Annotated in this window: 28 protein-coding genes; 1 reads left to right on the forward strand and 27 read right to left on the reverse strand. The window is 72.4% G+C overall.

Annotation, left to right across the window (positions count from 1 at the left end; genetic code table 11):
- Nucleotides 1–19: 19 nt before the first annotated feature.
- The 16 genes from ACFYXK_RS12795 to ACFYXK_RS12870 form a co-directional block, all read right to left on the reverse strand.
- Nucleotides 20–793: a DUF317 domain-containing protein gene (locus tag ACFYXK_RS12795; RefSeq protein WP_389411158.1), complete on the reverse strand. Its 774-nt coding sequence runs from the start codon at nt 791–793 to the stop codon at nt 20–22.
- Nucleotides 790–2,031 carry an acetyl-CoA carboxylase biotin carboxylase subunit family protein gene (locus ACFYXK_RS12800; protein ID WP_389411159.1) on the reverse strand — a complete coding sequence of 414 codons (1,242 nt, stop codon included), beginning with the start codon at nt 2,029–2,031 and terminating at the stop codon, nt 790–792. Before ACFYXK_RS12800 ends, ACFYXK_RS12795 begins: the two co-directional genes overlap by 4 nt.
- Nucleotides 2,032–2,066: 35 nt before the next feature.
- The gene (locus ACFYXK_RS12805) at nt 2,067–2,654 is read right to left on the reverse strand and encodes a hypothetical protein (protein WP_389411160.1); all 588 of its coding nucleotides are present in this window, start codon (nt 2,652–2,654) and stop codon (nt 2,067–2,069) included.
- Between the two features lie 19 nt (nt 2,655–2,673).
- Nucleotides 2,674–3,504: a DUF317 domain-containing protein gene (locus tag ACFYXK_RS12810; protein ID WP_389411161.1), complete on the reverse strand. Its 831-nt coding sequence runs from the start codon at nt 3,502–3,504 to the stop codon at nt 2,674–2,676.
- A complete protein-coding gene (locus ACFYXK_RS12815) occupies nt 3,495–3,860 on the reverse strand; it encodes a hypothetical protein (protein WP_389411162.1) in 366 nt (121 codons plus the stop codon). The genes ACFYXK_RS12810 and ACFYXK_RS12815 overlap by 10 nt, the downstream gene beginning before the upstream one ends.
- 129 nt (nt 3,861–3,989) lie before the next feature.
- Nucleotides 3,990–4,778: a DUF317 domain-containing protein gene (locus tag ACFYXK_RS12820; RefSeq protein ID WP_389411163.1), complete on the reverse strand. Its 789-nt coding sequence runs from the start codon at nt 4,776–4,778 to the stop codon at nt 3,990–3,992.
- Nucleotides 4,775–5,158, reverse strand: coding sequence for a hypothetical protein (locus ACFYXK_RS12825; RefSeq protein ID WP_389411164.1), 384 nt, complete (start codon nt 5,156–5,158; stop codon nt 4,775–4,777). The genes ACFYXK_RS12820 and ACFYXK_RS12825 overlap by 4 nt, the downstream gene beginning before the upstream one ends.
- Before the next feature lie 38 nt (nt 5,159–5,196).
- Nucleotides 5,197–5,433, reverse strand: coding sequence for a hypothetical protein (locus ACFYXK_RS12830; RefSeq protein WP_389411165.1), 237 nt, complete (start codon nt 5,431–5,433; stop codon nt 5,197–5,199).
- Nucleotides 5,430–6,203 carry a hypothetical protein gene (locus ACFYXK_RS12835; RefSeq protein WP_389411166.1) on the reverse strand — a complete coding sequence of 258 codons (774 nt, stop codon included), beginning with the start codon at nt 6,201–6,203 and terminating at the stop codon, nt 5,430–5,432. Before ACFYXK_RS12835 ends, ACFYXK_RS12830 begins: the two co-directional genes overlap by 4 nt.
- Nucleotides 6,204–6,228: 25 nt before the next feature.
- Complete coding sequence (locus ACFYXK_RS12840; protein WP_389411167.1) at nt 6,229–6,885, reverse strand: hypothetical protein; 657 nt, start codon at nt 6,883–6,885, stop codon at nt 6,229–6,231.
- The gene (locus ACFYXK_RS12845) at nt 6,882–7,775 is read right to left on the reverse strand and encodes a relaxase/mobilization nuclease (RefSeq protein ID WP_389411168.1); all 894 of its coding nucleotides are present in this window, start codon (nt 7,773–7,775) and stop codon (nt 6,882–6,884) included. Before ACFYXK_RS12845 ends, ACFYXK_RS12840 begins: the two co-directional genes overlap by 4 nt.
- Nucleotides 7,776–7,847: 72 nt before the next feature.
- Nucleotides 7,848–8,264 (reverse strand): hypothetical protein, encoded by a 417-nt coding sequence (locus ACFYXK_RS12850; RefSeq protein WP_389411169.1) that lies wholly within the window; start codon nt 8,262–8,264, stop codon nt 7,848–7,850.
- Nucleotides 8,265–8,369: 105 nt separating this feature from the next.
- The gene (locus ACFYXK_RS12855) at nt 8,370–8,630 is read right to left on the reverse strand and encodes a hypothetical protein (protein ID WP_350325246.1); all 261 of its coding nucleotides are present in this window, start codon (nt 8,628–8,630) and stop codon (nt 8,370–8,372) included.
- A 439-nt stretch (nt 8,631–9,069) separates the two neighbouring features.
- Nucleotides 9,070–10,869: a hypothetical protein gene (locus ACFYXK_RS12860; RefSeq protein ID WP_389411170.1), complete on the reverse strand. Its 1,800-nt coding sequence runs from the start codon at nt 10,867–10,869 to the stop codon at nt 9,070–9,072.
- Nucleotides 10,866–12,008: an AAA family ATPase gene (locus ACFYXK_RS12865; RefSeq protein WP_389411336.1), complete on the reverse strand. Its 1,143-nt coding sequence runs from the start codon at nt 12,006–12,008 to the stop codon at nt 10,866–10,868. Before ACFYXK_RS12865 ends, ACFYXK_RS12860 begins: the two co-directional genes overlap by 4 nt.
- A gap of 193 nt (nt 12,009–12,201) precedes the next feature.
- The gene (locus ACFYXK_RS12870) at nt 12,202–12,423 is read right to left on the reverse strand and encodes a hypothetical protein (RefSeq protein ID WP_389411337.1); all 222 of its coding nucleotides are present in this window, start codon (nt 12,421–12,423) and stop codon (nt 12,202–12,204) included.
- 311 nt (nt 12,424–12,734) lie between these two features.
- Here ACFYXK_RS12870 and ACFYXK_RS12875 point away from each other — a divergent pair, with 311 nt between their 5' ends.
- Nucleotides 12,735–12,971: a hypothetical protein gene (locus ACFYXK_RS12875; RefSeq protein ID WP_389411171.1), complete on the forward strand. Its 237-nt coding sequence runs from the start codon at nt 12,735–12,737 to the stop codon at nt 12,969–12,971.
- A gap of 13 nt (nt 12,972–12,984) precedes the next feature.
- Here ACFYXK_RS12875 and ACFYXK_RS12880 read toward each other — a convergent pair whose 3' ends face one another.
- From ACFYXK_RS12880 to ACFYXK_RS12930, 11 genes are all read right to left on the reverse strand, one after another.
- Complete coding sequence (locus ACFYXK_RS12880; protein ID WP_389411172.1) at nt 12,985–14,139, reverse strand: hypothetical protein; 1,155 nt, start codon at nt 14,137–14,139, stop codon at nt 12,985–12,987.
- On the reverse strand, nt 14,136–14,900 hold the full coding sequence (locus ACFYXK_RS12885) for a glycosyltransferase family 2 protein (RefSeq protein ID WP_389411173.1): 765 nt from the start codon (nt 14,898–14,900) through the stop codon (nt 14,136–14,138). The genes ACFYXK_RS12880 and ACFYXK_RS12885 overlap by 4 nt, the downstream gene beginning before the upstream one ends.
- 11 nt (nt 14,901–14,911) lie before the next feature.
- The gene (locus ACFYXK_RS12890; RefSeq protein ID WP_389411174.1) at nt 14,912–15,301 is read right to left on the reverse strand and encodes a hypothetical protein; all 390 of its coding nucleotides are present in this window, start codon (nt 15,299–15,301) and stop codon (nt 14,912–14,914) included.
- A gap of 212 nt (nt 15,302–15,513) precedes the next feature.
- Entirely contained in the window at nt 15,514–16,296 is a 783-nt protein-coding gene (locus tag ACFYXK_RS12895) for a hypothetical protein (RefSeq protein WP_389411175.1), read from the reverse strand.
- 31 nt (nt 16,297–16,327) lie between these two features.
- Nucleotides 16,328–17,818: an ATP-binding protein gene (locus ACFYXK_RS12900; protein WP_389411176.1), complete on the reverse strand. Its 1,491-nt coding sequence runs from the start codon at nt 17,816–17,818 to the stop codon at nt 16,328–16,330.
- 30 nt (nt 17,819–17,848) lie between these two features.
- A complete protein-coding gene (locus ACFYXK_RS12905) occupies nt 17,849–18,310 on the reverse strand; it encodes a DUF6238 family protein (protein WP_376141670.1) in 462 nt (153 codons plus the stop codon).
- 44 nt (nt 18,311–18,354) lie between these two features.
- Nucleotides 18,355–19,815, reverse strand: a complete 1,461-nt coding sequence (locus tag ACFYXK_RS12910) for an SCO6880 family protein (RefSeq protein WP_250743071.1) — start codon at nt 19,813–19,815, stop codon at nt 18,355–18,357.
- A gap of 77 nt (nt 19,816–19,892) precedes the next feature.
- Nucleotides 19,893–21,215 carry an ATP-binding protein gene (locus ACFYXK_RS12915; RefSeq protein WP_389411177.1) on the reverse strand — a complete coding sequence of 441 codons (1,323 nt, stop codon included), beginning with the start codon at nt 21,213–21,215 and terminating at the stop codon, nt 19,893–19,895.
- Nucleotides 21,216–21,244: 29 nt separating this feature from the next.
- A complete protein-coding gene (locus ACFYXK_RS12920) occupies nt 21,245–21,925 on the reverse strand; it encodes a hypothetical protein (RefSeq protein WP_389411178.1) in 681 nt (226 codons plus the stop codon).
- Complete coding sequence (locus ACFYXK_RS12925; protein WP_030861899.1) at nt 21,925–22,227, reverse strand: DUF6112 family protein; 303 nt, start codon at nt 22,225–22,227, stop codon at nt 21,925–21,927. Before ACFYXK_RS12925 ends, ACFYXK_RS12920 begins: the two co-directional genes overlap by 1 nt.
- A gap of 167 nt (nt 22,228–22,394) precedes the next feature.
- A complete protein-coding gene (locus ACFYXK_RS12930; protein ID WP_389411179.1) occupies nt 22,395–23,507 on the reverse strand; it encodes a C40 family peptidase in 1,113 nt (370 codons plus the stop codon).
- Between the last annotated feature and the right edge of the window lie 229 nt (nt 23,508–23,736).

Genomic DNA, 23,736 nt, shown 5'->3' on the forward strand with positions numbered 1-23,736 from the left:
CGGGGGACGAAATGGGGGGTCAGCGGGTGCGGCGGGGCAGCGACCCGCCGGGCGGCTGTGGCGGCAGCGGCGTGCCGGTGCGGTGGGCGGCGAGACGGTCGACCCGGTCCCACAGGGCGGACTCGGCCTGATGGGCGGGAACGCGTTCGCGGGCGATACGGACGCTGTACCGCAGGAAGGGTGCCATTGCCTTCTCGTCACGCAGCAGCGGCTCGGTGGAGACCAGGCCGGCGAGGACGGCGGCGGACAGGTGGGGCGGGGTGTGGTCGGAGAAGTACGCCCGCCAGGCCGGACGGTCGGTGGGCTCGGACGCCCAGGGGCCGTCGTGGGCCGTGACCTCGATGTGCAGCGCGCCGAGCGGGTGCCGGGAGACGGTGACGAATCCGTCCGGGGAGGAGATCTGGTGGTCCAGGACGGAGTGCTTCCACCCGGCGTGCTCCAGGACCTGCATCGGATCGGCGGGGCTGTCGGCCGGACGCAGGGTGAGGGCGTCGGTGGCCGCGGCGACGATCTCGGCCGGGGTGCGGGCGCCGAAGCGCATGGTCCACGCCTTCTCGGTGCTGCTCCCGGTGTGGTGCAGGGTCCACCAGTGCTCGTCCGGGTCCGGTGACAGCAGCAGTTCGGCCTGGCGGTCGCGGCGGGTGAGCCGTACGACCGGGCTGAGGGGGATGTGGGCCGGCTGCCAGCCGAAAGCCTGCTGCAGCGGGGCGGTCACCCACCGCGGATCCCCGCCGCCGGCCAGGTAGCGCGGAGCGACCTGGGCCAGCACCGGCGGCTTCTCGGCCCCGCTCACCGCTGTGCGCCGTCCGTGACGGAGAGGGCGATGTGGTTCGCGGTAACCGTACGGCGTGCGACGGCGAGTTCGAGGGTGTCGGCGCGGGTGGCGAACAGGCCGACCCGCGCGGAGTCGAGGTCGCCCTCGGGCGGCAGGAGGACCTCGTCGCCTTCCTCGAACAGCCAGGCCGGGCCGTGCACCCACCCGGCGGTCTCAGCGAAGCCGTTGGCGATGGCCCGCTGGGCCAGGGTTCCGGAGGCGGGAGCGTAGAGGACCTTGATGGCGACGGCCTGCTGCCGGGTGGGGGTGAGGTCGGGCTCCCAGCCGACGGCGAGGTCGGCGGCGATCCGCGGCAGCGACAGGCCGGTGGCCCGCCAGACCGCCCAGCCGATCCAGTCCCCGCCGATCCGGCCGTTGACCTCGATCACGCGCGGCCCGGTGGAGGTAAGTCGCAGCTCCACGTGCTGGATGCCGTTTACGGTGCCGGTGGCCTTCACACTTGCGGCGGCGATGGGCGCGACGGTGGACAGCAGCGGGTCGCCAGCGGTGAGGGTGCGGCCGGTCTCCTCGAACAGCGGCTCGGCCCCGAGCTCCTTGCGGGTCACCGCCACCGCGGTGGTCACGCCCTGGAACGTGACGCACTCGACGCTGACTTCCTCGCCGGACAGGTACTCCTCGACCAGGACGACGGTGTTGTCTCCGCCGTGGACCTGGACGCCGCGGGTGGCGAAGGCGTACGCGTCGGCGAGGTCTTCCTGGGCCTCGGCCTTGATGACGCCGATGCTGCCACCGACCGAGGCGGGCTTGACGACGACCGGATAGCCGATGGTGCTCGCCGCGCCCAGGGCCTCCTCCAGGGACGTGGCGGCCAGGGACTGGGCGGACGGTACGCCGTGGAGGGCGAACGCGGCGCGGCTGGCGGCCTTGTCCCGGCAGGTCCGCACCGACTCCACGCTGGTGGTGGCCAGCCCGAGGTGCTCGGCCAGCCGGGCCACTGCGGTCAGGTGGGCCTCGGCCCAGGTCACCACGCCCGCGATCGGCCGGCGTGCGGCGAGCGCCTGTCCGGCGGCGAGGAGAGCGGCCTCGTCATCGAAGTCGCCGACGATCTCGTGGTCGACGACGTGGGGTGATTCCCAGGTAAGGGAGCCTGTGGTGATGGCGGCGACGTCGTAGGCGTCGGCCACCTGGCGCAGGCAGTAACCGCGGTAGATGTCGTCACCCGGGGCGACGACCAGGACAAGCGGACGGTGGGACAAGCGAACTCCAAGGCGCAAGGGAAGAGAGGGTTGCTTCAACGGCGGGTCGTGTGACCGGCGGTGGCTGGCGGAGCAGGCGGCGGGGTGGCGGCGACCCGGGGGCCGGCGGCGCGCACGGAGGCGGTGTGAATCTCCAGGACGGCGCGGCCGTGGACCGACCAGCTGTACAGGGCGTTCCATGCCTCCGCGTTGCGCGCGTCGACTGCGGCGTGCCGAGCTTCAGCGCTCGCATGGGGATGGGCCGTGAGGAGCTTTCGGTACTCCGTCCTTGTGGCTTCGATCCGGTCGAGCGCGTCGCGCAGTTGGCCCAGCTGCCAGGCCCATCGCTGCTGAACGGAGGAGACGGGGACCCGGCCGAGATGGGCTTCGGCGGCGTCGAGGAGGACGCTGGCCTCCTCGCGGAGGGGGCTGAACGCTGTCCACACTGCACGGTCCCGCTCGGCCTTGCGGCCGTCGTAGGCTTCCGGGTCGAATGGCCAGCCGTCGAGGTCGGTGTGCTCGTCGGAGTAGAGGTCCCAGGTGTCGAGCGCCGTATCCGCCGTGCGCAGGAAAGAGGCAAGACGGCCGGCTATCTCCTGGTGGCCGGGTACGGCGGCGCTGCCGGAGGGGACGGGTTGGGGCACAGGCGGGTCTCTTCGAGGTTCACGGGCGGGATGCGCGGGAGGGTGCCGGGCTTGCCGGGGCGGCGGCCGGTGCCGGCAGGCTGGTGGTGAGGCGGGTGCGGCGCTGGGTGCGGGCCCGGGCCCGGGCGGCGTCGATGCGGGAGAAGTGGGCTTCGACCGCCTGCTCCGGGGTGAGAGGGCTGTCCTCCTGCCGGGCGGCGTAGTGGTCGAGGTCGTGCATGCCGCGCAGGACGGGGGCAGTGGAGACGAGCTGTTCGGCCAGGCCGGCTATGAGGTGGTCCGGGACCGGGCCGCTGATCCAGATCTGCCAGATCGGGGGGCCGCTGTGCTCGGGCTTGGCCTCGACGCGCCACGCGAGGTGGTCGGGTGAGTCGTTGAAGATGGGGCGCAGTTCGGCCCGGATCGGCAGCCTCGGGTCGGGCGAGAGGGCGTCGCCGGTTCCGTCCGGGCGGAGGTCTACGCTCCAGCCCGCCTTCTGCATGTGCTCCCACGGTCCGGTGTCGTCTCGGCGCGGGCCGCCGAGGAGGCGGTCGGTGAATCCGGCGATGATCTCCGCCGGGACCATCCGGCCGAAGGAGGCGTTCCACGTCCAGTCGACGGAGTGGATCCGCCACCAGGAGCCGGAGGCGAACGGGTCGATCACCATGTGGTGCCGGGCCCCGTCGGGACCGGTAAGCGCGATCCGGGGGTCGCCGGGGGCGGAGGTGAGGGTCCATCCGACGGCGAGCAGGGCGTGGGTGACGTGGCGGGGGTCACCGGGCCCCGCGAGGTGGCGGGGGGCCGTCTCGAAAGGGATCTTCGTGTGGTGGTCGTTGGCGTACGAGGCACGCTGGGCGGGGCTTACTGCCACGGGGCCGTCTCAGCGGGGCTCGTACGGACGGGCGCGGTGCGCAGGGGGTCAAGGGTGAGGTCGAGCAGGCGCAGGTCCTGCAGAACGGATGCGGCCTCGATGTATTCGCCCAGGGTCGCCTCGACGGTGTCGGTGCGAGGGACGGTGGTCTCCTGGGCGAGGTAGCGGGCGATGCCGCGCAGGGCTTCGCCGAGGCGGACCGCGGTGCCGGTGTCCGCGTCAACGAGCGCCGCGATCAAGGAGAGCGCCTCGGTCACGTGCGGGCCGGTCCGCAGGTAGGCGGTCAGGAGGTGCAGGGTGTGTGCGGAGGCACGGATGTCCTCGGCGGTCAGCCGGGTGGTGTGTCCGTCAGTCATCGAAAGCTCCAGGGAAATGAGGGCGGTTCAGCGGCGCTGGGGTGCCGGGCCGTGACCGCGAAGACGTCGTGAGGCGTGGTGAACGGCGGGCCCAGTGCGTGGGAGGGGGCGAGGCGGGAGCCGGGCGATTCATCGAGTCCTCGCGTAGCCGGACGCCTTGGCGCCGGTGCGGGCGCGGGAGGAGACCCAGTTGCGGCTCCAGGCTGCGGCGCGGGCGGCGGAGATGCGGGCCTGCTGCCAGGCGCCGAGCTGGTCGGGCATGACGGACACGGAGGTGACACGGATCCGGTTGCTGAGCGGGACGTGCCCGAGCGGGCGCATCACCGGCTCCGGGTCGGCCAGGGCCGTGGTCAGGGACTGCACCAGGTGCAGCGGCGTGCTCGCGGTGGCCTGCGCGTTCCACACGGGTCCGTGCTCGTTGCGGGCGCCGACCCACCAGTGGTTCTGGCCGCCGTCACCGCCGGGTTGGACGTACTGCACGACGGCGTGCCGGTCGGGGCTCTGGGCGACGTAGTAGTCGTCCTGCTGCACGCTCCACGACTTCTCGGTGAGCGGCGCCCACACGTTCGGGGCGTGCGCCGAGCGCGGCTTGGTCAGAGCATCGGTCAGGCCCGCCACGATCTCCACCGGGGTCTGCGGGGTCAGGGTGACCTGCCAGGCCGGCTGATGCCCGTGCGCGGCACCGTGGACCTGCCATCCGCCCGGCGGCTGATAGGCCACGCGCACCATCTGGTCGGGCGAGTCGAAGGTGAGCATCGTGCCGGAACTGCGGGCGATGTCCTTCCACCCCGACGCGCGCAGGAACTCGCCGACGTGGCGCAGGTCTCCGCCGCCGGCCAGGTAGCGGGGCTCGACCAGGTAGTGCTGCTGCGCCTGCTGGGCCTGGCCCCAGCCGGTCCACTGCTGTCTCTTGCTCACCGGTGCCTCCCCCGCGCCACCAGGGCGGTGGCCTGCGTGGAGGCCGGTGAGGACGTGGTCAGGGAGCGGCGCGAGGCGATCTCCTCGAACACTTCCTGGTGTTCGTCCAGGTCGAGGGCGAGGTCGTGCAGGGTGTTGGCGGTACGCCCCAGCGCCAGCCACATCTCCGCGGGGAACGTGCCGGTCTGGGCGTGGTGCTTGGTGACGTAGGTGCCGGTGCCGACCAGGGCTGTCAGCCTGCCGAGGATGCCGTTCTCGGCGTCCAGGACCTGCTGGAGGATTTGTGCGGCCTGCTGGGGCCCGGCCTGGGACAGGTGTGCGGAGAGCTGGTCCAGCTGGCGGGTGATGCTGTCGGTGAGCGTGGCGGCGGGTGGGGTCATGGGCGGTCCAGGGGGCTGTGCCGTACCCCCGATGGTGGTCAGAGGGTGTGGCGGTGGATGGAGGTGGACGGAGGTGCGGTGCGCGGCGGAGGCGCGAGGCGAGGCCGGTCGGGACCTGCGGCCTTGACGACGGCGGCGCGCAGGTAGCGGCGCAGCAGGAAACGGGCGAGCCGCGGGCGGCTGGCGGCGTTGAGCGGTGGGACGCGTGGCCGGTTGGCGGTGATGTCGGCGGTTGGCTGGGCGCGGGTGGGACGGTGCCGGAGGGTATGGGTCACCGGGCGCGGGCGGTGGTCCGGGCGCCGGGCGGCGGAGTGGGCAGCGCGGCCTCCGCGGCGGGGCGGGCGACGGCACGCAGCACGGTCGCGAAGCCGAGACGTGCGAGGCGGGCGCCGGCCGCCTGGACGGCGTGGGCCTGGGCGCGGGTGTCGTCCCCGGAGAGCACGTACGCGCTTGCTGCGGTGTTCCACGCGAATCCTTCGGAGACCAGGGCTTCGGCTGCGGGCCGGGCGATGGTGACGGCCGCGAGGGAACCGTCCTCGAGCCAGGTCATCACCACCTGCTGCGGCTGAGCACCGGGGGCCGGGAGGGGCTGCGGGGGGTTCATCGCGTTATGCCGGACCTGGGCGAGCGCGATGTCGTAGCGGGGCAGCAGGTCGGCGGTGACGGCGCGGGCGGCGCGCTCGGGGTCGGCAGGCACGGCGATCCCGTCGGGTTCGCGGACCCCGGCGAACGCCTCCGGGGCGGCGCCGGACGGAGCCATGGCGGCCACGAGGAACTCCTCCTCGTGCCGGGGATGGAGGGTGACGTACAGGCGGGTGCCGTCGTCGCGGATGAGGTGGGCATCTGCACCCAGGACGTACTCGGCGAGGGCGGCGGCCACTTCGTTGAGGTCCCAGACCTCCTCGGCATGCATGAACTGCTCTTCGTGCTGCCGGTGTTGGTGGTGGTGCACTTTCCAGGTTCCGGGCAGTTCCTCGGAGAGGATGGTGGCGAACAACTCCACGTCGCGGCCGTCGTCGTCGGGCAGGGTGCGGGGGGCGGGCATGGGCTCCTCGAACTTGGGGCAGGGGTCATCGGGTCCGTCCGGAGGCGGTATGCGCGGGTGAGGCCGGCGGGGCGGCAGCGGGGAGGGCTGTACCCGGCCGGGCCGAGGTGGCCGTGGTGCGGTCGGCGAGTTCTGCGCGGGTGTGCAGCAGGTCGGCGGTGATGGGACCGAGCCGGTGCTCGGCCAGGTAGCGCATCCGGGCCGCGACGTGCCGGTCCGCAGGTCCGCCGAGGCCGTCGTACACGGCTGCAAGGGAGTGGAGGAGCTGGTCCAGGGAGGCGAGGATGCCGTCGTGTGCGGCGGTCACCTCCTCCAGCCGGTCGGACACTTCTGCCGGGCTGGCCGAGTCGCGGATGGCGGCGGCGAGGTTGGCAATCGACCGGCCGTCCGTCACGTAGCGGTCTTGTGTCGTCGCCGTCGCGCACTCGGCGTCGGCTTCGACTTGGTACCCCGCGGCTTGGAGCCGGGCGACGGCGAGCTGGGCCACTGCGGCCTGGTCCGCCGGCAGAACGGGCGGCGACATCCGGTGCCAGGTCGCGCCGTGAACTTCACGGAGGAAGAAGGTGCGTTCCAGGATGCCGTGGGCCAGCCCGTCACCGCCGCGGGCGATGATCCGGCCGGTGTCGATGTCCCGGGCAACCGTGACGGGCGATGCCTTGCGCGGGGTGGCCGGCTTGTTCACCGGGCCGCCACCCGCGCTGCGGCGGGCGCCTGTACCGGCCGGGCCGGAGCGAGAGCGGCCGGAGGCACGGGAGGCTGGAGTCGGGAGGCGATTTCACCCAGTTGCTCCTGCAGCCCGTACAGGCGGCGGGCTGCCCAGAACAAGTCCCGTGCGGCGGCGTCGGTTTGGTCGCCGGGCAGCGAGGCGGCTTGTCGGCCGACCTCTTCCACGAGCTGTCGCACCGCGGCGATCGGGCCGGACTGCTCGGCGGCGAGCTGCCGCAGGATTCCCGCGAGCGGGCCGGTCGCGGTCGGCACCCGCGGGGAGACGGCGTGCTCCAGGCCGGGCGCCGGGTCCTGGCGTGCGGGTTCCTGCCGGTGGCTGGAGTGCAGGAGGAGGTCGTCCTCGATGTTCCGTGCCTCGGCGACCAGGGTCTGCAGGAGGCGTCGGGGCTGGGCACTCCAGGTGCCGTCGAGGCGGATGAGGTTGGCGATCACGTCCAGGCGGCCGGGCTGGGCCTGGACGGCGATCCACTGGCATGCCCGGTCGTCTCCGGGCGGCGCGATACCGGCGATACGGGCGATCCGGTATCCGATCTCGGACCACTCGGCGTGGTTCAGCTCCCGGTCCAGCGGATGCATGTGCGCGGTGACGTGGAATATTGCGCGCCGATCGCCGTCGAGCCCGGAGGCCAGCGGGTACTCCAGGGACGGGTCGGCGAGATGGTCGGCCCACGTCGCCGAACTCCAGGTCTCATCCTCGTCGGTGTAGTGGTCCAGCCGGGTCGAGTGGGCCACCACAGTGCCACCGGGCTCGGTGGTCAGGCCCTCGGCCACGCTGATCTCCCGGCCGAGTGCCTCGGCGAGGGCCTCATCGGCCGTGACGGCACGGGAGTGGATTGCAATGATCATGATCTCGCTCGGGATTGCATTTCGAGGGGATGGCAGAAGGCCCGCGCGTTCGGGGTGGCGGTATGGCCGTGGTCAGCGCCCGGGGCGGGCGTCGGCGACGTGGACGAGCTGGTTGAGGGCGGTCAGGGAGTACCAGCTGCAATCCACGACCTCCTCGCCGTCCCCGAGGCGCTTGACCAGGTACTCCCGCAGCGCCTTCTGGTGCATCAGGCACTCCGGGCACCGCTTGGACAGGTGCACCAGGTAGCGGGGGTGGGCCGTGACGTAGGAGCGGTCGCCGCCGTTGGGGTCGAGCAGCCGCCACCCGTCCTCGTTGGTCGGGGTGTGCCAGGAGGGGGCCACGACCTTCATCGCGTCGCCCCACAGCTCCCCGCCGGCGGCACCCTTGAGGATCACGACGTGCTCGCCGGGACGGAAGTGCCGGTGGGTGATGTCCCGCTCCGGGGTGAGCGGGTCGGGCGGCAAATACACGGGGCTGGTCTCGGGCACGGCGGTCCTTCCACGAAGACGCTGGGCGGCGGTGGAAGACAAAGGGTCCGGAGAATCCCCGGTTTCCGAAACCGGGACTTCGCCGCTATATTGCGCGCCGCGCGGCTACCGGAACGGGTTCTCCGTGGGCCGGTCGCGGTCGTCGGCGGCCTCCAGCAGCTCGGGAAGATCGCTCCCTTCGGCCTCGCGCTGGTCGACCCACCACCCGGCCCTCGTCAGCAGCCGGACCTGCTCCTCCAGCTGGGCCCAGTCGGCTTCGTCCCAGGTCCCTTCGGTGACCAGCGCGGTGTACGCGCGGGTCACCAGCTGGTGGCGGGTCCGCTCGCCCCATCCCAGGATCTTTTCCGGCCCCTCCAGGGGCGGCATGTCGAACTGGGTTGCCCAGTTGGCGGCGGTGGCCTGTTCGTCTGCCCGCTTGGCGGCAAGCCACTCGGCCGTACTGGCGGCATCAGCCTGGTGATCGGCTCGCCAGCAATCGGTGCACTGCCGGGCGGCGAGCCATCGGGCGTATCCAGCGCGCTGGTCCGCCGAACGATCGGACAGATCACGGGTGCTGGTGTGTCCACAGCTGTGGACGATCTCAAAGGACGTGGGGACCCCCGGGGAATTCCGTTTGATGGGCGTTATGTTCGAGGTCGGGCTGCTGGTCTGGGGCTTCAAATCGAGTGCCTTTCGTTGGCGGTTGGGGTGGTGGCCTGCGTCGCTGCGGAGGGTCGTGCATCAGGTGCACGATTCATGCGGCGGACGGAGGTGGTCTGGAGTGCTTGGTGGTGGTCTCGGGGACGCTTCCGCGTTCTGCGTCGTCTCAGCGTGTCCTGCGGATGGCGTCTGTGGCCGCCGCGGCGATGGCGGCGGGAGCGCTGGAGGGCTGGGGCAGGTGCAGCAAGGTGGTCCCCGGCAAGTGGTGGGACCCCGCGGTGAGGGTGAGCTGGAGTACGGCGCAGCCGGCGGTCGTGAGCTGGTTGACGCGGGTGACGGCTTGAGCGGTTTCGTCGCTGCCGTACCGGGCGTCGGTGACGATCACGAGGAGGCGGCCGGTGCCGGGGCGGCTGAGTTCGAGGCCGTGGTCGAGTGCGTCGATGGCGTCGCCGAGGTTGTGGTGGCCGCCGTTGGCATCGAACGTCGTCACGCGCTCTGGTGCCCGGTGGGTGGGTCGGGTCAATGCGGTCAGGTGCCTGTCATAGGCGATGGTGGCGGTAAGGGAGTCGGGGTCGGTCAGGGCGGCTGCGCGTGCCACGATCCAGGCAGCGGACGCGACGGGCGCGCAGGCGGCACGCATGGAGCCGGAGACGTCGACGGCGATACCCACACGCAGCGGTGGGGTGGGGGAGTTCCGGCGGCGGGTGTGGGTGAACGGTTCCGCGGTGGGGACCGACCCGGCCGCGCGCTGAGCGTCACGGGCGAGGGCCGCGCGCATGTTGAGGCGGCCGGGCGGAGTGGGGCTGGTGGTCCGCTCCTCGGTCCGCTCGCGGTAGGCGGCGGCACGCAGGGCACGGCTCAGGCGCGCGGCGGCACTCTGCTCGGCGGCGGTGGGCCGGCGGGTGCCGGTGACCGGGTTGCCGTAGGGCGCAGGTGTGCCGTCGGGAGCGATGGTGGTGCCACGGGCGTTGAAGACCGACTTGGCGGTGGCGGCGGCTTGGCGTCGCTGACCGGCCCGCTGGGCGCGGTCTTGAGCGTGCGCCTTGGACTGCGCGGCCATGGCGTTGTTCGCTGCTGCCTGTGCTGCGAGGTCGGCGGCGTCGGTGGCGGCCGTGCTGTCCATGACGACCCCCACGGCGCCGGACAGCAGATCGGTGAGGTTCTCCGGCACGGGCAGGGCGGGAGCGGCGACGTCCAGAGCGTCACACCACTCCTGGGCGTGCCCGAGCATGGTCGGGACGTCGTGGTCGGCGCACTGGTGGGCTGCGGTCCAGATGCGGGTGAGCGTGGCCAGCAGGTCTGCGCCCAGCACCTTTTCGCACAGATCGGCGACGGCCCGGGTCTCGCCGGCGTCCAGGATGCCGACGTCACGGCGGCCGAGGATCAGGGCCGCCACGGATGCGGCGTGCTCGATGCCCTGGAGGGTGGGGTGGGCTATGTCGGGCATGACCAGGGTGCGGGCACTGGTGCGCAGGTACGTGCGGTCCGTGGGCCGCCTGGTCAGGTGTGCGCCTTCGACGCGGCTCTCCTCCAGCAGGAACGCGGCCTCGACGACACGGGGGTCCGCTCCGGCAGGCGGTGTCCAGACGGAGTGGGCCGCGTGCGCGGCCTCGTGGACGAACACTCCCCAGGCGGCGGGATACCGCTCCTCGTCGCCCACGATCCGCGGATGGATCTCGTGGGGCTGGAGCGGGCCGAACAGGCCGGCGTCGAACTCGACCTCGCCCAACGTGGGGTAGAACGCGGCCGGTGCGCCGCTGCGCGTGCCGGGGCGGCAGGTAACGAGGAGGTCCTGGCGGCCGGAGAGGGCGACCAGCCGGTCGCCGAGTTCGGCTCCCACGCGCAGCCACGCGTCCGGGGAGGAACGGGGTTGCGCGGGCGGGGCGCCGTCGTCGTCCCATCGTGCGAGGTCGGCGTCGTGGTCCGGCGTGGTGGCGGGGGACTGGACGTGGTGGTGGGCGCTCATCGCGAGCGGCCCCGGTGCGCGGAGACGGTGCTGCCCGGAGGCTTTCGGACGGCTGAGGCGGGGAGCTGCTTGCCGAGGGTGAGGGGCGCGATCTTGGTGACGCCGACAGCCTTGATGACGGCGTCGGCGACGGCGTCGCGATCTTCCAGAGGAGCGATGCCGACCAGGTTCGCGAGCGCGGCTTGGGTGCCGAGGACGGCCTCGGTCTTCTGGTAGCTGAGCAGTTCCCGCAACTGGGGGGCCCAGCCCAGCTCACCGAGTTCGACCTGGCGGGCGAGGTGTCGGGCGACCCGGACTACCCGGGCATCGATCTTCAAGGCCAGGGCGAGGTCATAGTCCGTGCCGATCTGGATCTGCACGCTGAACCGGGACGACAGCGCCTCCGTCAGAACGGCGCCGTGGACGCCGGGGTTGTGGCCCGCCACCACGTAGAAGCCCGGCTCGGCCTTGATGGTCTCGCCCTTGTGGGCCTTGACCTGGATCTGCCTGCGCCCGTCCATCGCGGGATACAGCGCCGCCAGGACCTTCGGCGAGATCAAGGTGGCATCGTCGATCAGCAGGGCACGGCCCTCGGTCATCGCGGTGACCAACGGACCGTACTGGAAGACGTAGCCTCCGCCGTCGGCCTGCGTGTACTCGCCGATCAGGTCGCCGACCGTGGTGTCGCCGTCCCCGGCGACGGTGAGCAGATCCGGGAACGCCGCCTCGACCAGACTCGTCTTGCCGGTGCCCGGAGGGCCGTAGAGCAGCACCGGCACGTCGGCGTCACGCAAGCGATTCAACGCCTCGACGTCGGGCAGATCGGCCAGCTCCCGGGGGTGGTAGAGCTGGCCCCCCGCGCGGCGGATCGGGCCGGTCTGCCTGGGCGCGGCTGCCGCGGGAGCGGCCGTGCGGGCCGTGGCCGCCTGGGCGCGGGGAGCGTGGGTGCCCGGTGGGCTGATCACAGCGGCCTGCGCGGCTGCGGCGGTCTTCGCGTTCGCGCGGAACTCCGGTTGCCCGGTGCCGCTTTGGTCGGCCTCGCCGCGTCGCACCAGGGTGAGGGCGGCGTTGCGGACGGCGCCGTGGGAGTGGCCCAGCTGCCGGGCCATGTCCCCGATGGTGAGCGTGTCCGCCGGCCGGTCGGCCAGCAGTCGGGCCACCTTGGCCCGTAGTTCGCCGCCCTTGGTCCGCGCTGGACTCGTAGGCGGTACGGGTGTGCTCAAAACGGGCTCCCTTCAACAGGTGCGGGTGCGGGCGGGGCTGGCGATGTGCTGGAGAGGTTGGCCGCTCTCGGAGCGGATCACGGAATGTGCTGACATCGGCGACCGGGCCAACCGGGGCGTACGTCGGCGCTCACCGGCCGATCGGGGGCTCGGTACAGGTGCAGGGGATGGCCGGCGACGGGTAGCTCGCTGGCTGCCGAGCAGGCCCGGGTGTCCGCTCCGTACCGGGCTCCGCCGCTCGGCAGGCGCAGTCGGGCGTCTCTTCGAAGCCGTCCTGGAGCAGGATCCGCCGGGCGGCGGCGTTGTAGCCGGTGGTGGTGATCTCGCCGGTGATGGTGTGCCGGATCGTCAGGAACGGCTCTGCTGGTGTTTCGGGCAAGGCGGATCTCCTTTCGGTGGTAGCGGGAAAGCGGTGGGGTGTCGGTGCGGCGTGAGGTCAGGCCGGGGTGGGGCCCTTCGCGGTCACCGTGTTCGTCTGGCAGCCGAGGAGTGGGTGCCGAGGGCGGGTACGGGCACGGACGCAACCTGGGGAGCATTGACGCGGTGCTGCGGAGGTCGTGCGGAGGCGGCCCGGGCGATGCGAGCCAGTCGCTCGGCCGCGGAGTTCCCCCGAGTCGGGGCGCTCGGAGAGGCGGTTTCGGCTGGATCGAGGGAGAGGTCCGCTTGCACGGTGAACCCACGTCGGCGGAGGTCATGGACGGTCTGCCGGGCGCGGCGCCGCAGGTCGTGATCGGGCTGGGTCAGCCGGAACAGATCCGATTGGCCCGGCACGGGTTCGAACTGCTCGCGCTCCAGGTACCAGGCCGCGAGGTGGGAAGTGATGGCTGTGCTGGGACGGGCGACCACACCGTGCTCGGCGTGCAGCCCGAAATGGAACTGCGGTTGCATGGGGCGTCCTGATGGTCGGGGCAGGTCATCGGCTGCGGGGCGCTCGCCCGACCCGGTCACCGGGGAGGGCGGGCGCGGCTGCGCCGGCCGTGGGAAGCGCGGGCCGGACCGTGGAAGCAGGGCCGACGGGGCGAGTGGCGTGTGCCTGGCGCAGTAGGGCCGGCGCGCCGGTCCGCCACCGGCGGAGGATCTCGGCTGTGCTGGGCTGCAGGGCTGGGGGCGAGGACGGCGCCGCTGGCCATGAGGGTTCCGCCACGTCCGGGTGAAGGAGCTGGTGGAGCCGATCTAGGGAGGCGGAGTCCTCGGCGCCCGCCACAGGGCGCACGCGGGAGAGGAGCGCAGCGGCGTGGGGGCGCAGTCGGCGCCACTCCACGGAGCCTTCTTCGAGGTACTGCTGCTGGGTGTGTCCGAGCGTGGCCGGGTCCAGGCGGGTGCCGTCGCTGTTGCGGCCGGAGTGCTGGATCGCCGTCCATGCCGTGTGGAGTTCCTCGAGCCTTCCGTGTGCCGCTTCGATGGCGGCCAGCAGTCGTTCGTGGACAGCCTGTTCGTACGCCGGCAGGAACGTGCCGGTGACCAGGCCGGCGGCATGGGCCGCGTCGGAGGGCAGCACGATCGAGGTGGGGGCGTGCGGGTCGGCGTAGTTGTCGTCGAAGGTGGCGCTGGCGAAGGAGCCGAGCAGGTACTGGTCGGTGCTGCCGGGCCTTTCGGCCAGGAGGAGTTCGATGCCTGCGCCGTTGGTGAGCTGGGCGGCGTACGGGATGCGGATGTGCTCCACGCAGTCGATGAGTTCGCCTGCGTCCCACAGCAGGGGGACGAGGTCTTCCTGCCACACCGGGTGCGAGTAGACCTCGACCTTCACCGTCCACTGCCCGGGCAGGCAGTCGGCGAGCGCGGCGGCATAGTCGCCGAGGTAGGTGCGGGGGCCGCCGAAGAGGTGGACGCGGTGCCGGCGTGTGGTATCTGCGAGGGCGCGCAGGATGGGTGCGGCGGTGTCCACGTCGCGCAGGGCGTACGTGCCGTCGGGGCGCCGCTCGAATCCGGGCGTGAGCTGAAGTGCGGTGTTGGCCCAGGGGTACTGCTCGCCCACGGGGACGGCGACCAGGCCGTCGGCCGGGCTGACGGCGAGGATGATCTGTGCCTGGCCCCTGGAACGGGGCGTCGTACGGTCGTCCATGCTCACGTCCGGCTGGTGAGGGCGTTGCGCAGGCCGTGCCCGAACGCGTGGGCATGGCGGCGGGCGGCCAGCTCCAGCTCCTCGTACTGCTCGCCGCGGGTCATCTGACCGTCGTGCTTGCGGTACCGGTAGACGGGCAGCGGGAGCAGCACGCCGGGGGCCAGCGCGGTGACGCCGACGGCCGCCATGTAGTCCTCGCCCTGGACGAGGCCGCCCATGCCGCCGGCCGCGCGGACCAGGCGGGTGCGGGCCAGGATGGTCGTCGGCCCGACGGGGATGGTGTCCTGCGGCCGGGGCCAGTACGTCACCACGTCGCCGGCGGCGTGGTAGCCGGGCGGGGCCGGGCATTCCCACAGACGGCGGGAGCCGTCGGGCAGCCAGTCCTCGCTGTATCCGGCGACCCACCCGAGCTCGTCGGTGAAGGTCTCCAGGCGTACGCCCAGGCTCCAGTTGGGGAAGATGTCATCGTCGTCGGCCCAGTTCACGAATTCGGTGCGGACCTCGGTCAGGCCGAGGTTGCGGGCGCAGGCGGCGCCGACCGGCCGGGGCAGGGCGAGGATCCGGACCCGGGGGTCGGCGGTGATTGGGGCAGGTACCAGGGCGGGGTCGGCGCCGTCGAGGACGAGGACTGCCTCCCAGGGCACGGTCTGCTGGGTGAGGCTGGCGTGCATCTCCTGCAGGTAGGGCAGGCGTTCGGGGCGGAGCTGGGTGGCGATGACGACGGTGATCTGCGCGGCGGACAGGAATTTCTCCGGAGTGCGTTCCATGTGCGGGGCGTTCAGCGGGTGATCCGCGGTCGGGCGGGTGCGGGTGCTGGGGCGAGCGGCTTGGTGATCTTCAGTGGGGTGGCGGGGGCCTGGATGGGCGCGGGCCGGTTCGAGTCCCACACCGAGGGGGTGCCGGAGATCCGGGAGAGGGGGTCGGTGTCCCAGGGCACGATGGGTCCGGCGTCGTACCAGGTCAGGGCGATGACCTCGATGCCGTGGTCGTGCAGGATGTAGCCCCATTCCAGGCCCATGGCATCAGCGTTGGCGTCGGTGACCGGGATCGGCTTTGCGGGGGTGCCGTCCACGTTGAACACGTTGTCGAAGGGCGCACTGGGGCCGAGGTCGCCGTGGGGGTCGAGCCGCTCCAGGACGTTGTCGGGGGCCCCGTCCAGGAGGTCCATGCCGAGCTGCTTCCAGTCGTGGGGTCCATCGATGAGGTGCCGGCGCAGGGCGTCGAGGTCGCCGGCGAAGCGGTAGCAGGCGGCGCCGAGCAGGAGGGGGAGCTGGTGGTCGGGGTAGCCGTCGTAATGGCAGTAGATGCCCTCGTAGCCGGTACCGGTGGGGCGGGCGATGAAGCTGCGGGTGCTGATGGAGGTTTCCTTCGTGCAGGTGGTCAGCGGGCGCGGGCGGCAGGCGCTGCGGGCAGTGCGGGTACCGGCCGGGCCACGGCCGGTGGGCGGGGCGGGAGCGTGACGGTGGGCGTGGCGTGGCGCAGGTTCACGCCGATCCCGTGCGCGACGAGCCGGAGGGCGACGGCCTGGATGCGTACGGCGCGGTCGGCCTCGCCGTAGGAGGCGGGGAGGAGGAACGCGGCCTGGTGGGGCAGGTACTGGAAGCCGTAGACGTACAGGGTTTCCCTGGCTTCCTCCGGGACGTCCTTGTACGGCGCTCCGAGCGCTCCGTCCTCGTACCAGGTCAGGGTGAGGGTCTGGTCGACTTGCGGAGGGGCTTCGTGGTGCGGGGGCTCGGGCTGGTCGACGAGGCTGCGGCCTACCGCGTCGCGGGCTGCTTCGTAGCGGGGCAGCAGCCGCCGCGCGATGTGGGCGGCGGCCCGGACGGGATCGTTGGGGACCGCGATCCCGTTGGGTTCCTCGACGCCCACGAAGTGGTGCGGCTCGATGTCGGGGCCGAGCGGGGCGACGACGAACTGGCCGGGCCGCAGCGGCCGGTCGGTGACGTAGAGGTGCTGGCCGTCCGGGCCGTGGAGTACGGCCTCGTGGCCCAGGACGTACTGGCTGACGATGTACTCGACGTGGCCGCGGTCCCAGAGACGTTCGATGGTGGCGAACTGGTCTGGGTAGGTGGGATGCTGCTGGTATTCGCTTGTCCACTGCCCGGGGAGACGGGCGGCGAGCGCGGAGGCGAACAGGGACAGGTCGGCGCGTGCTGTGGGCATGGGTTCCCGGGTTGGTTGAACGTTTCTTCGGTCAATGCATACGGGCGTCTGTGTCGAAGAGCTGCAGCTCGGCGGGGTGCAGCTGGTGCTGGACCACGAAGCTCCGGCCGGCCACCTTCCACAGGCCGCGGCCACGGCTGAGGTGGGACAGGGCTGCGGCTTCGACGCTGGTCAGTCCGAGGAGTCCGGCGGCGGCGTGCAGCTGGTCGGTCTCCTGGCGGTAGATCACGCGGGTGCTGCAGTCGGCGAGCAACCCCTCGGCCAGCGCGCGGCTTTGGCTGCCGGCGTCGCCCGCGGTCAGCAGGTCGGACAGCCGGTGGATGACCATGGCGTTGGCGATGCCCAGGCCGCGGGAGAGCTTCCACTGGGCCTGCATGCGCATCAGGAGGGCCGGATGCCTCATCAGTCTCCACGCCTCGTCGTAGATCACCCACCGTCGGCCGCCGTACGGGTCGGTGAGTGCGGCTTCCATCCATGCCGAGGCGCACGTCATGGCCAGGACCAGTGCGGTGTCGTCGCTGCCGCCGAGGCGGGAGAGGTCGATGGACAGCATCGGGCTGTACGGGTTGAAGGCGCTGGTGGAGGGCGCGTCGAACATCCCGGCTAGGTCTCCGAAGACCAGGCGGCGCATGGCGTGGGCGAGGTCGCGGGCGGCCTCCCCGAGCCGTCCGGCCAGCAGCCCGCCGGCGAGGTCGAGGCCGGGCCCGTCGGCCAGGGCGTGGGCGATGTCGCCGAGCAGCGGGGGCCGGCCACTGGCCGCTGCCCGGGCGGAGGCGGCGTCGAGCGCCACGTCGAGCACGGTGTGCTCCATGGGCAGAAGGTCCCGGCCCAGGACGGTGCGGGCCAGGGAGCCGAGCAGCAGCAGACGGCGCTTGCGGACCTCGCCCTCCCACTCCGCCTCCGGCACGGATGCCGGCCTCGGCGCCGCGTCCAAAGGATTCAACCTTCCGGGCAGCCCGGGCCCCAGCGCGATGGACGTCCCGCCCAAGGCGGCGGCCACCGCGCTCCATTCACCCTTGGGATCGCATGGGACGTACACCCGGTAGCCGAAGGCGACGGACCGCAGGGCCAGGCTCTTGGCCAGGGCGCTCTTGCCCTGCCCGATCACCCCCGCGAGCAGCAGGTTGGGGTTGGTGAACCCTTCGACTTTTCCGTACAGGGAGAACGGGTCGAAGGTGAAACTGCCCTCCGCATGCAGGTCGCGGCCGATATAGATGCCGTCGGCGCCGAGCCCGCCTTCGGCGAGGAACGGGTACGCGGCCGAGGCGACGGCGGTGGTCATCCGGTGGGCGGGGAGTTTGAGGCGGCTGCCGCGGGCGGACGCGGGGCCGGGGCGCCCGGCGAGCGGGTAGACGGCATCGGGATAGGTGGCCTCGGTGGGCTGCTGCTCCGCGTCTGCGCCGGCGGCGGTGCGGGCGCGGGCTTCGGCTCGGGCCGTCTGCTTGCGAAGCGCCCGGCGCTGGGCGCGGTCGATGTTGTGCGGGGTGAACAAGGGGGTGGCGCTGGCGCGGCGGTGGGACAACGGTGCTCGCTCGTTTCCGGGGCGGGGTGTTCAGGACGCCGGGGTGGCGAGGTCGGCGGCCGTGGTCTTGCGCCGTATGGCGTGGGAGGCGGCCAGGTGGCGCTGGCAGATGGTCAGTACGGGCGGGCCCTCCGGGAGCCGCTCGGGGTGGCAGTCGCTGCCGCCGGGGGCCGGTGCGGGCAGCAGGTGGAAGGCTGTGTGGACGGCGTCGGCTGCCTGCCAGAGGCGGGCGTGGGCGGTGGCCAGGTGCCGTCCGGAGGCGGGACGCTCGGGCCGGGTGCGTTCAGCGATCTGGTCCAGCAGCCGGTGCAGGGCGGTGAGGTGGGCGTGCAGACTGTCGAGGTGAGGCCGGTCGGCGGGCCTGGCGCTCTCGCCGACGGCGGTCTGTGCGGTGAGGGTGCGTGTGTGGTGGCGCAGGCCGGCGGTGGCCGCCCGCAGATACGGGTGGGCGTCGCTCGTGGGGAGGGCGTCGCTGCGGTCGTCAGGTGACAAGGGCTTCTCGCGGGGGATGGACGCCAAGATGGCGGGCGGGCGGGTTAGAGGGTGTTGCGGGCCAGCGGGAGAGCGCCGGCGGTGAAGGCGTCCGTCTGCTGGTAGATCAGGCGCCGCAGGTCGACCTGGGCGCCGGCGGCAGCCGTTTCGATCTGCGCGCAGGCGGCGTCCAAGTGGGCGTCGGTGTCGGCGGAGACGGTGAGCAGCCCGGTCAGGGCGACGTCCGCGTGCCCTGAGATCAGCTGCTTCTCGCGGGTCTTGACGTCCGCGTACTCGACGTTGTCCGCTTCGGATTCCACCTGGCCGCGGCGTCGGCGTTCGGAGGCGTCCGCGATGATCGCGGCCTTGCGGCGCTGGACGTCGCGCAGGGCGGAGTCGATTCCCTGGGGGGCGTAGATGAGGGAGAAGGTGCGCCGTACGCCGGTGCTGAACATGATGTTGTGGAGGAATCCGGCGTGGGTTTCGGTCCGGGGCCAGTTCTCGATCCAGTAGGTGGTGTGCCGGGCGGAGTCGGTGATCACCCGGTCGGTTTCCTCGACCTGGGCGACGGGGCCGGCGGCGGCCGGGTCGGCTTCGGCGCGGCCGGTGGAGGACCACTGCTGGAGGCGGGCGGTGGAGGCGGGGTCGTAGGCGGTGCGCAGCACGGCTGCGATCTCCCGTGGGCCCAGCCAGCCGGTGACGGTGAGACCGGCGCCACGGGCGGCTTGGGCGACGGACGCGGTGGTCTGCGCCATGACGGTGAAGGCACCGTCGAGTCCGCCGCCGGCCTGGCTGACCAGGCGTTTGGCGGCTTTGAGGTCCAGGGCGATGGCGAGGTAGGCCTCGTGCGGGGCGGCGGCCGGGCCGGCGGATTCGACGAGCGCGGAGTAGATCTGTCCGGCGACGGGCGCCTGGGGGTTGCCGTGCTCGGCCCAGTGCCGGGCGAGGCTGTCGCCGGAGTCCGGGACGGTGCGCTCCAGGACCTGGACGGTGGCGACGTGCCCGGTCCGGGCGATGCCGGCGAGCGCCCGGCCCCACGCGGCGACGTTGCTGTTCTGGGTGGCGGGATCGAGCAGGGCGAAGGCGCGGGAGCTGACCTTGGCGACAGCGGTCAGGGTCTGCCGGTGGGGGTCGTGGACGGCGGCGGCGCCGGACGCGGAGGTGGCCACCCGCAGCGACGCGGTCGTTCCGGGCAGGTGGAGCAGCCCTTCGACCCGCGGCCGGGAGACCGGCCGGGCCCGCCACACCGTCTGCCCACTCCGGCGGCGCTGGGCGTAGCGGGCGACGAGCGGCGCCCAGTCGATCAACGACCGGCCCTCGCGTCGTACTCCGACCAGGACGGCGGTGGTGATCCACAGGGGGGCCAGGACGACGGCGCCCATCAGGCCCGAGGTCACCACGGTGACCAGGAGGAGCGCGAGGGCCGAGGAGACGAGAGCGAGCTGCGGGAGGCTGAGGCCCAGCAGGATGCCGCGCCGGGACCGGTGGGGGAACTTGACGGTGAGAGGGAGAACTTCGGAAGACAAGGTTCAGGTCCGGGTCGGGTCAGGCCGGGGCAGGGCACGCGGGAGGGCGGGCCCTGCCCCGGGCGGGGCTGGTGGGGTTACAGGCCGGTCGGCGAGGTGGACTGGGAGCTGTCACCTGCGGAGGGGGCTCCGTGGGCCGGAGGCATCGGATCGGAGGGAGCACTGCTGCTCCACTCGCCCTGCTGGCCGCCGACGCCGCCCCAGCTCGGCGGACCGCTGTCCTGACCGCCGCCCTGACCCGTGCTGTTCTGGGTCTGCGGGGTGCCGGACTGCTCCATGAGGTCACGGAAGCCGCCGCCGGAGCTGTCGCCACCGGAGTCGTCCTTGTCCATGGACATTCCGCCGGTGGGATTGGCGGCGATGTCGCCGGGGAAACCCCCGCCGCCTGCGGCCTGGGTGCCGCCCGCGGCCCCGGCCCCGGCTGCCGCGCCGCCGGTACCCGCAGTGGCTGCTGCGGAAGCGGCCTTGCGTCCGGCGTTCTCGGCGTGCTGGCGGGCCATCTGGGCACCTGCACCGCCGGCTCGGTGAATCTGCTCACCGTCTGTGCCTTCGCTCGCCCAGTGGACGAACTTGAACACCATGTACGGGCAGAGCAGCACCAGGAGCATGATGACCATGCCTGCGGCCATGTCTGCGAGGGCGCCGACGCCGTCCTTGGCTTCGGTCTTGCTCATGGCCGCGATGCCGAGCACGAAGATGATCGTCATCAACAGCTTCGACACCACGAGGGTTGCGGTGGCTTCGATCCAGCCGCGTCGCCAGCGGCGGGCGACCTCCCAGCCGCCGCCAGCGCCCGCGAAGACCGCGAGGGTCACCAAGATCAGGATTCCGACCTTGCGGACCATCATCACGCCCCAGAAGAGGAACATCCCGATCGCGCTCGCGCAGGCGGCGACGACGGCGACGAGCCAGCCCATGCCCGCGATGGCTCCAATCTGCGAGATCTTCACCAGGCGCCGCACAGCCGTGGACATGTCTGTTCCCGACGCCTTGAACAGTCCGTCGGACAGCGCGTCGACGACTTCGAGGGCCACTGTGGTGAAGGCGATGGCGCAGAACGCGAACAGCACGCCGGAGGCTGTGCCGGTGACGGCCTGGGTCAGGGCCTGGCCGTCGCGTTTGATGGCGGCGCGTACGAGCTGGGCGCAGAAGGTGGCGACCAGCAGGAGCAGGCCGATGGGCAGGATCGTCTCGTAGTTGTCGCGGAACCAGCCGGCGCCGAGGTCGATGTCGGTGGTCCGGTTGATGGCCTTCGCGGCGAGGTCGGCCGCTGCGGCGGCGAGGTCGCCGGCCGACTTGGCCATCCAGTCCCCGATGGCGCCGACCGGGTCGGAGGCGAAGTCGATCACGTCGCCGACCGTGCAGAGTTTGCCGGCGACGGGCAGGTCACAGAAGCCCACGCGGGCGTCCTTTCGGGGAGGGGGAAGGGCTACGGGGCGACGCGCGGGGCTACAGCGGCCAGGCGGCAGTCCTTGCCGGGGCGGCACTGGACGGCGAGGGTGATCTGGCGGTCCTCGGCGCCGCCTCCGCCGCCGTTCCAGGCGAGTTGCGTCTTGCCGCGGACGGTGACGGCGTAGATGTAGGCCTCGGTGATCGCCTGCGGGTTCTCGGCCAGGGCCTGCTTGAACGCCGAGGGGAAGTGAGCCTCGGATGTGGTGGCGCTGGCGTGCTGGGCGTTGTCCTTGAGCCGGGACCACAGGAGCGGGTCCGGGATCTGGGCCTGGACTGAGTCCCAGTCCGCGTATGCGGTCTCGCTGGTCATCCAGGTGTGCATGCCTGCGAGTTGGTCGTCACGGCTGGTGGTGCGGGCGTCGAAGGTCCACAGCATCACCGCGCTCGCCCGGGCGAAGGCCAGCGGGTCGGCGATCGGCGGCGGACCGGCGACCTTGGACCCGCCCGGGGGCGGCTTCGGCACGGGGGCCGAGGTGCTCTTCGGTGATGCGGAGGACCCGGTGTGCGGGGCGGAAGCGCTGCCGCTGTGGCCGCGGCCGGTCCACCAGGCCGCAGCGCCGGCCAGGATGAGCAGCGCGGCCAGGACGCCGGCGGCGAGCAGGATGCGCCGGGGCGGCTGCCAGCCGAGGCCGAGAGCGTCGAGGGAACGTTTCCTCATCAGTGGACCTGCGAGCCGAGGGCGCTGAAGAACGCGACGATGCCGTTGGCCGCGCCCAGGCCGAGGGCGGCGCCGGCGCTGACGACCGCGCCTTTCTTGCCGTTGGCTTCGGCCTGGTGGCCGCCGGAGTGGTGGCCCCAGGCCCACACGCCGAGGCTGACGGCGAGCGCGCCGACCACCGCGACGATGCCGAAGAGGTTGATCGAGTTGACGACGGTGCGCAGGACTTCGAGGCCGGGCAGGCCGCCGCCCTTGGGTGAGACCCCCGGATCGTAGGCAAGCAGGGTCAGGCGTTCGGACAGGGGTGGGGTGAGGTTCGCGGGGGAGATGGGGGTGCGCTCCTTGCATGCGCAGGACACGACGGGCCCTGCCGGGGAACAGGAAGAAAGGGGAGGGGAAGGGGGCGCTCTGCGGCGCGAAGGTGGTCCGGTCCGCCCGGTGCCTCAAGGGCCGGCCGGGCGGACCGGTGTCACGGGAGACGGCGCGCGCTGTGGGCGGCGTAATCCGCGAGGGTGCTGAAACGGACCGGCTTTGTGGTGCGCGGGGCCTCGATGACGTAGCCGTGGCCGGCGTAGATACCGACGTGCTCAGGGACGGCGGGGGTGCCGCGGCTGAAGACCAGGTCGCCGGGGCGAAGCTGGTTCAGCGGGACGGCGTTGCCTTCCTTGACCTGGGTGTACGTGGTCCTGGTCAGGGTGATCCCGGCCTTCTTGTACGCCTGCTGGGTCAGCGAGCTGCAGTCGCACCGGCCCATGGGGTCCGGGCCGTGGGGCGCGAGACAGGAGCCGCCCCACTGGTAGAGGGTGCCGAGCTGGTTCATGGCCCACGTGATGGCCGTCTTGGCACGGGGATCGGCGTCGGCGGGGATCGAGTACCCCTTGGGGACGGCCCCTTCGGGGATCGGCCCGGAGCCGCTGCCGTCTTCGCCCGGGACGCACGGGCCTGTGGCCGGGAGGCCCGGGCTCTGGCCGTCGGCGGGCGGCCGGGCACCCTTCAGCGTCGGGGCGATGGCCTGCTGCAGCGCGCGGGCGAGAGGCTCCCACTGGGCGTACGCGTCGGGGAAGCCGCTCAGCTGGACGGCCTGCGCGGCCTGCGTGATCGTCATCTGCTGCCAGCCGGGGACCTTCAGTAGGCCCTGGTAGAACTTCGTGCTGGCGTAGACGGGGTCGCGGACCTGGGCGGCAGTGCCCCACCCTTGGCTGGGACGCTGCTGGAACAGGCCCAGCGAGTCGCGGTCGCCGTAGCCGAGGTTGCGCAGTCGGCTCTCCTGGATGGCGGTGGCCAGTGCGACGACCTGGCCGCGCTCGGGTACTTCGAGCGTGATGCCAGTGGCGACGATGGTGCGGGCGTGCGGTATCTGCTCGTCGGGCAGGTCGAGGCCGTCGACGTGGACCTTCTGGGCGCCGGATCCGCCGAGAACGGCATCGACTTGGCGTCGTACGGCGTCGGTGTCGACCGACTTGGTGACGCAGGAGGTGCCCTGGCCCGAGGAGTCGCTCGCGGCTGCGGCGAAGACAGCGGTGCCGGCCAGCAGGAAGGGGGAGAGGCAGAGCGCGCCGATCGCGGCGGCGATGCCTTTCACTCCCGGGCGGCCTCCGGTCGGCGGGCCGCGGGGATGTCACGTGGGGATGGGGAGGAACGGGTCACGGGGAGGTCCTCGGGGGTGGGCCCCGGCCGCACGGTGTGAAAAGGGGAAGGGCCGTGCGGCCGGAGCGGTGGAGGCGGGCGAGAGGATCCCGGCCCGGGTGCGTGTTGCCTCACGCACCCGGCGGGACGAGGGGAGTTACGGGCGGAACATGGGCGTGCCTCCA

It is taken from the genome of Streptomyces sp. NPDC002209, assembly GCF_042890265.1.
Taxonomy (GTDB): domain Bacteria; phylum Actinomycetota; class Actinomycetes; order Streptomycetales; family Streptomycetaceae; genus Streptomyces.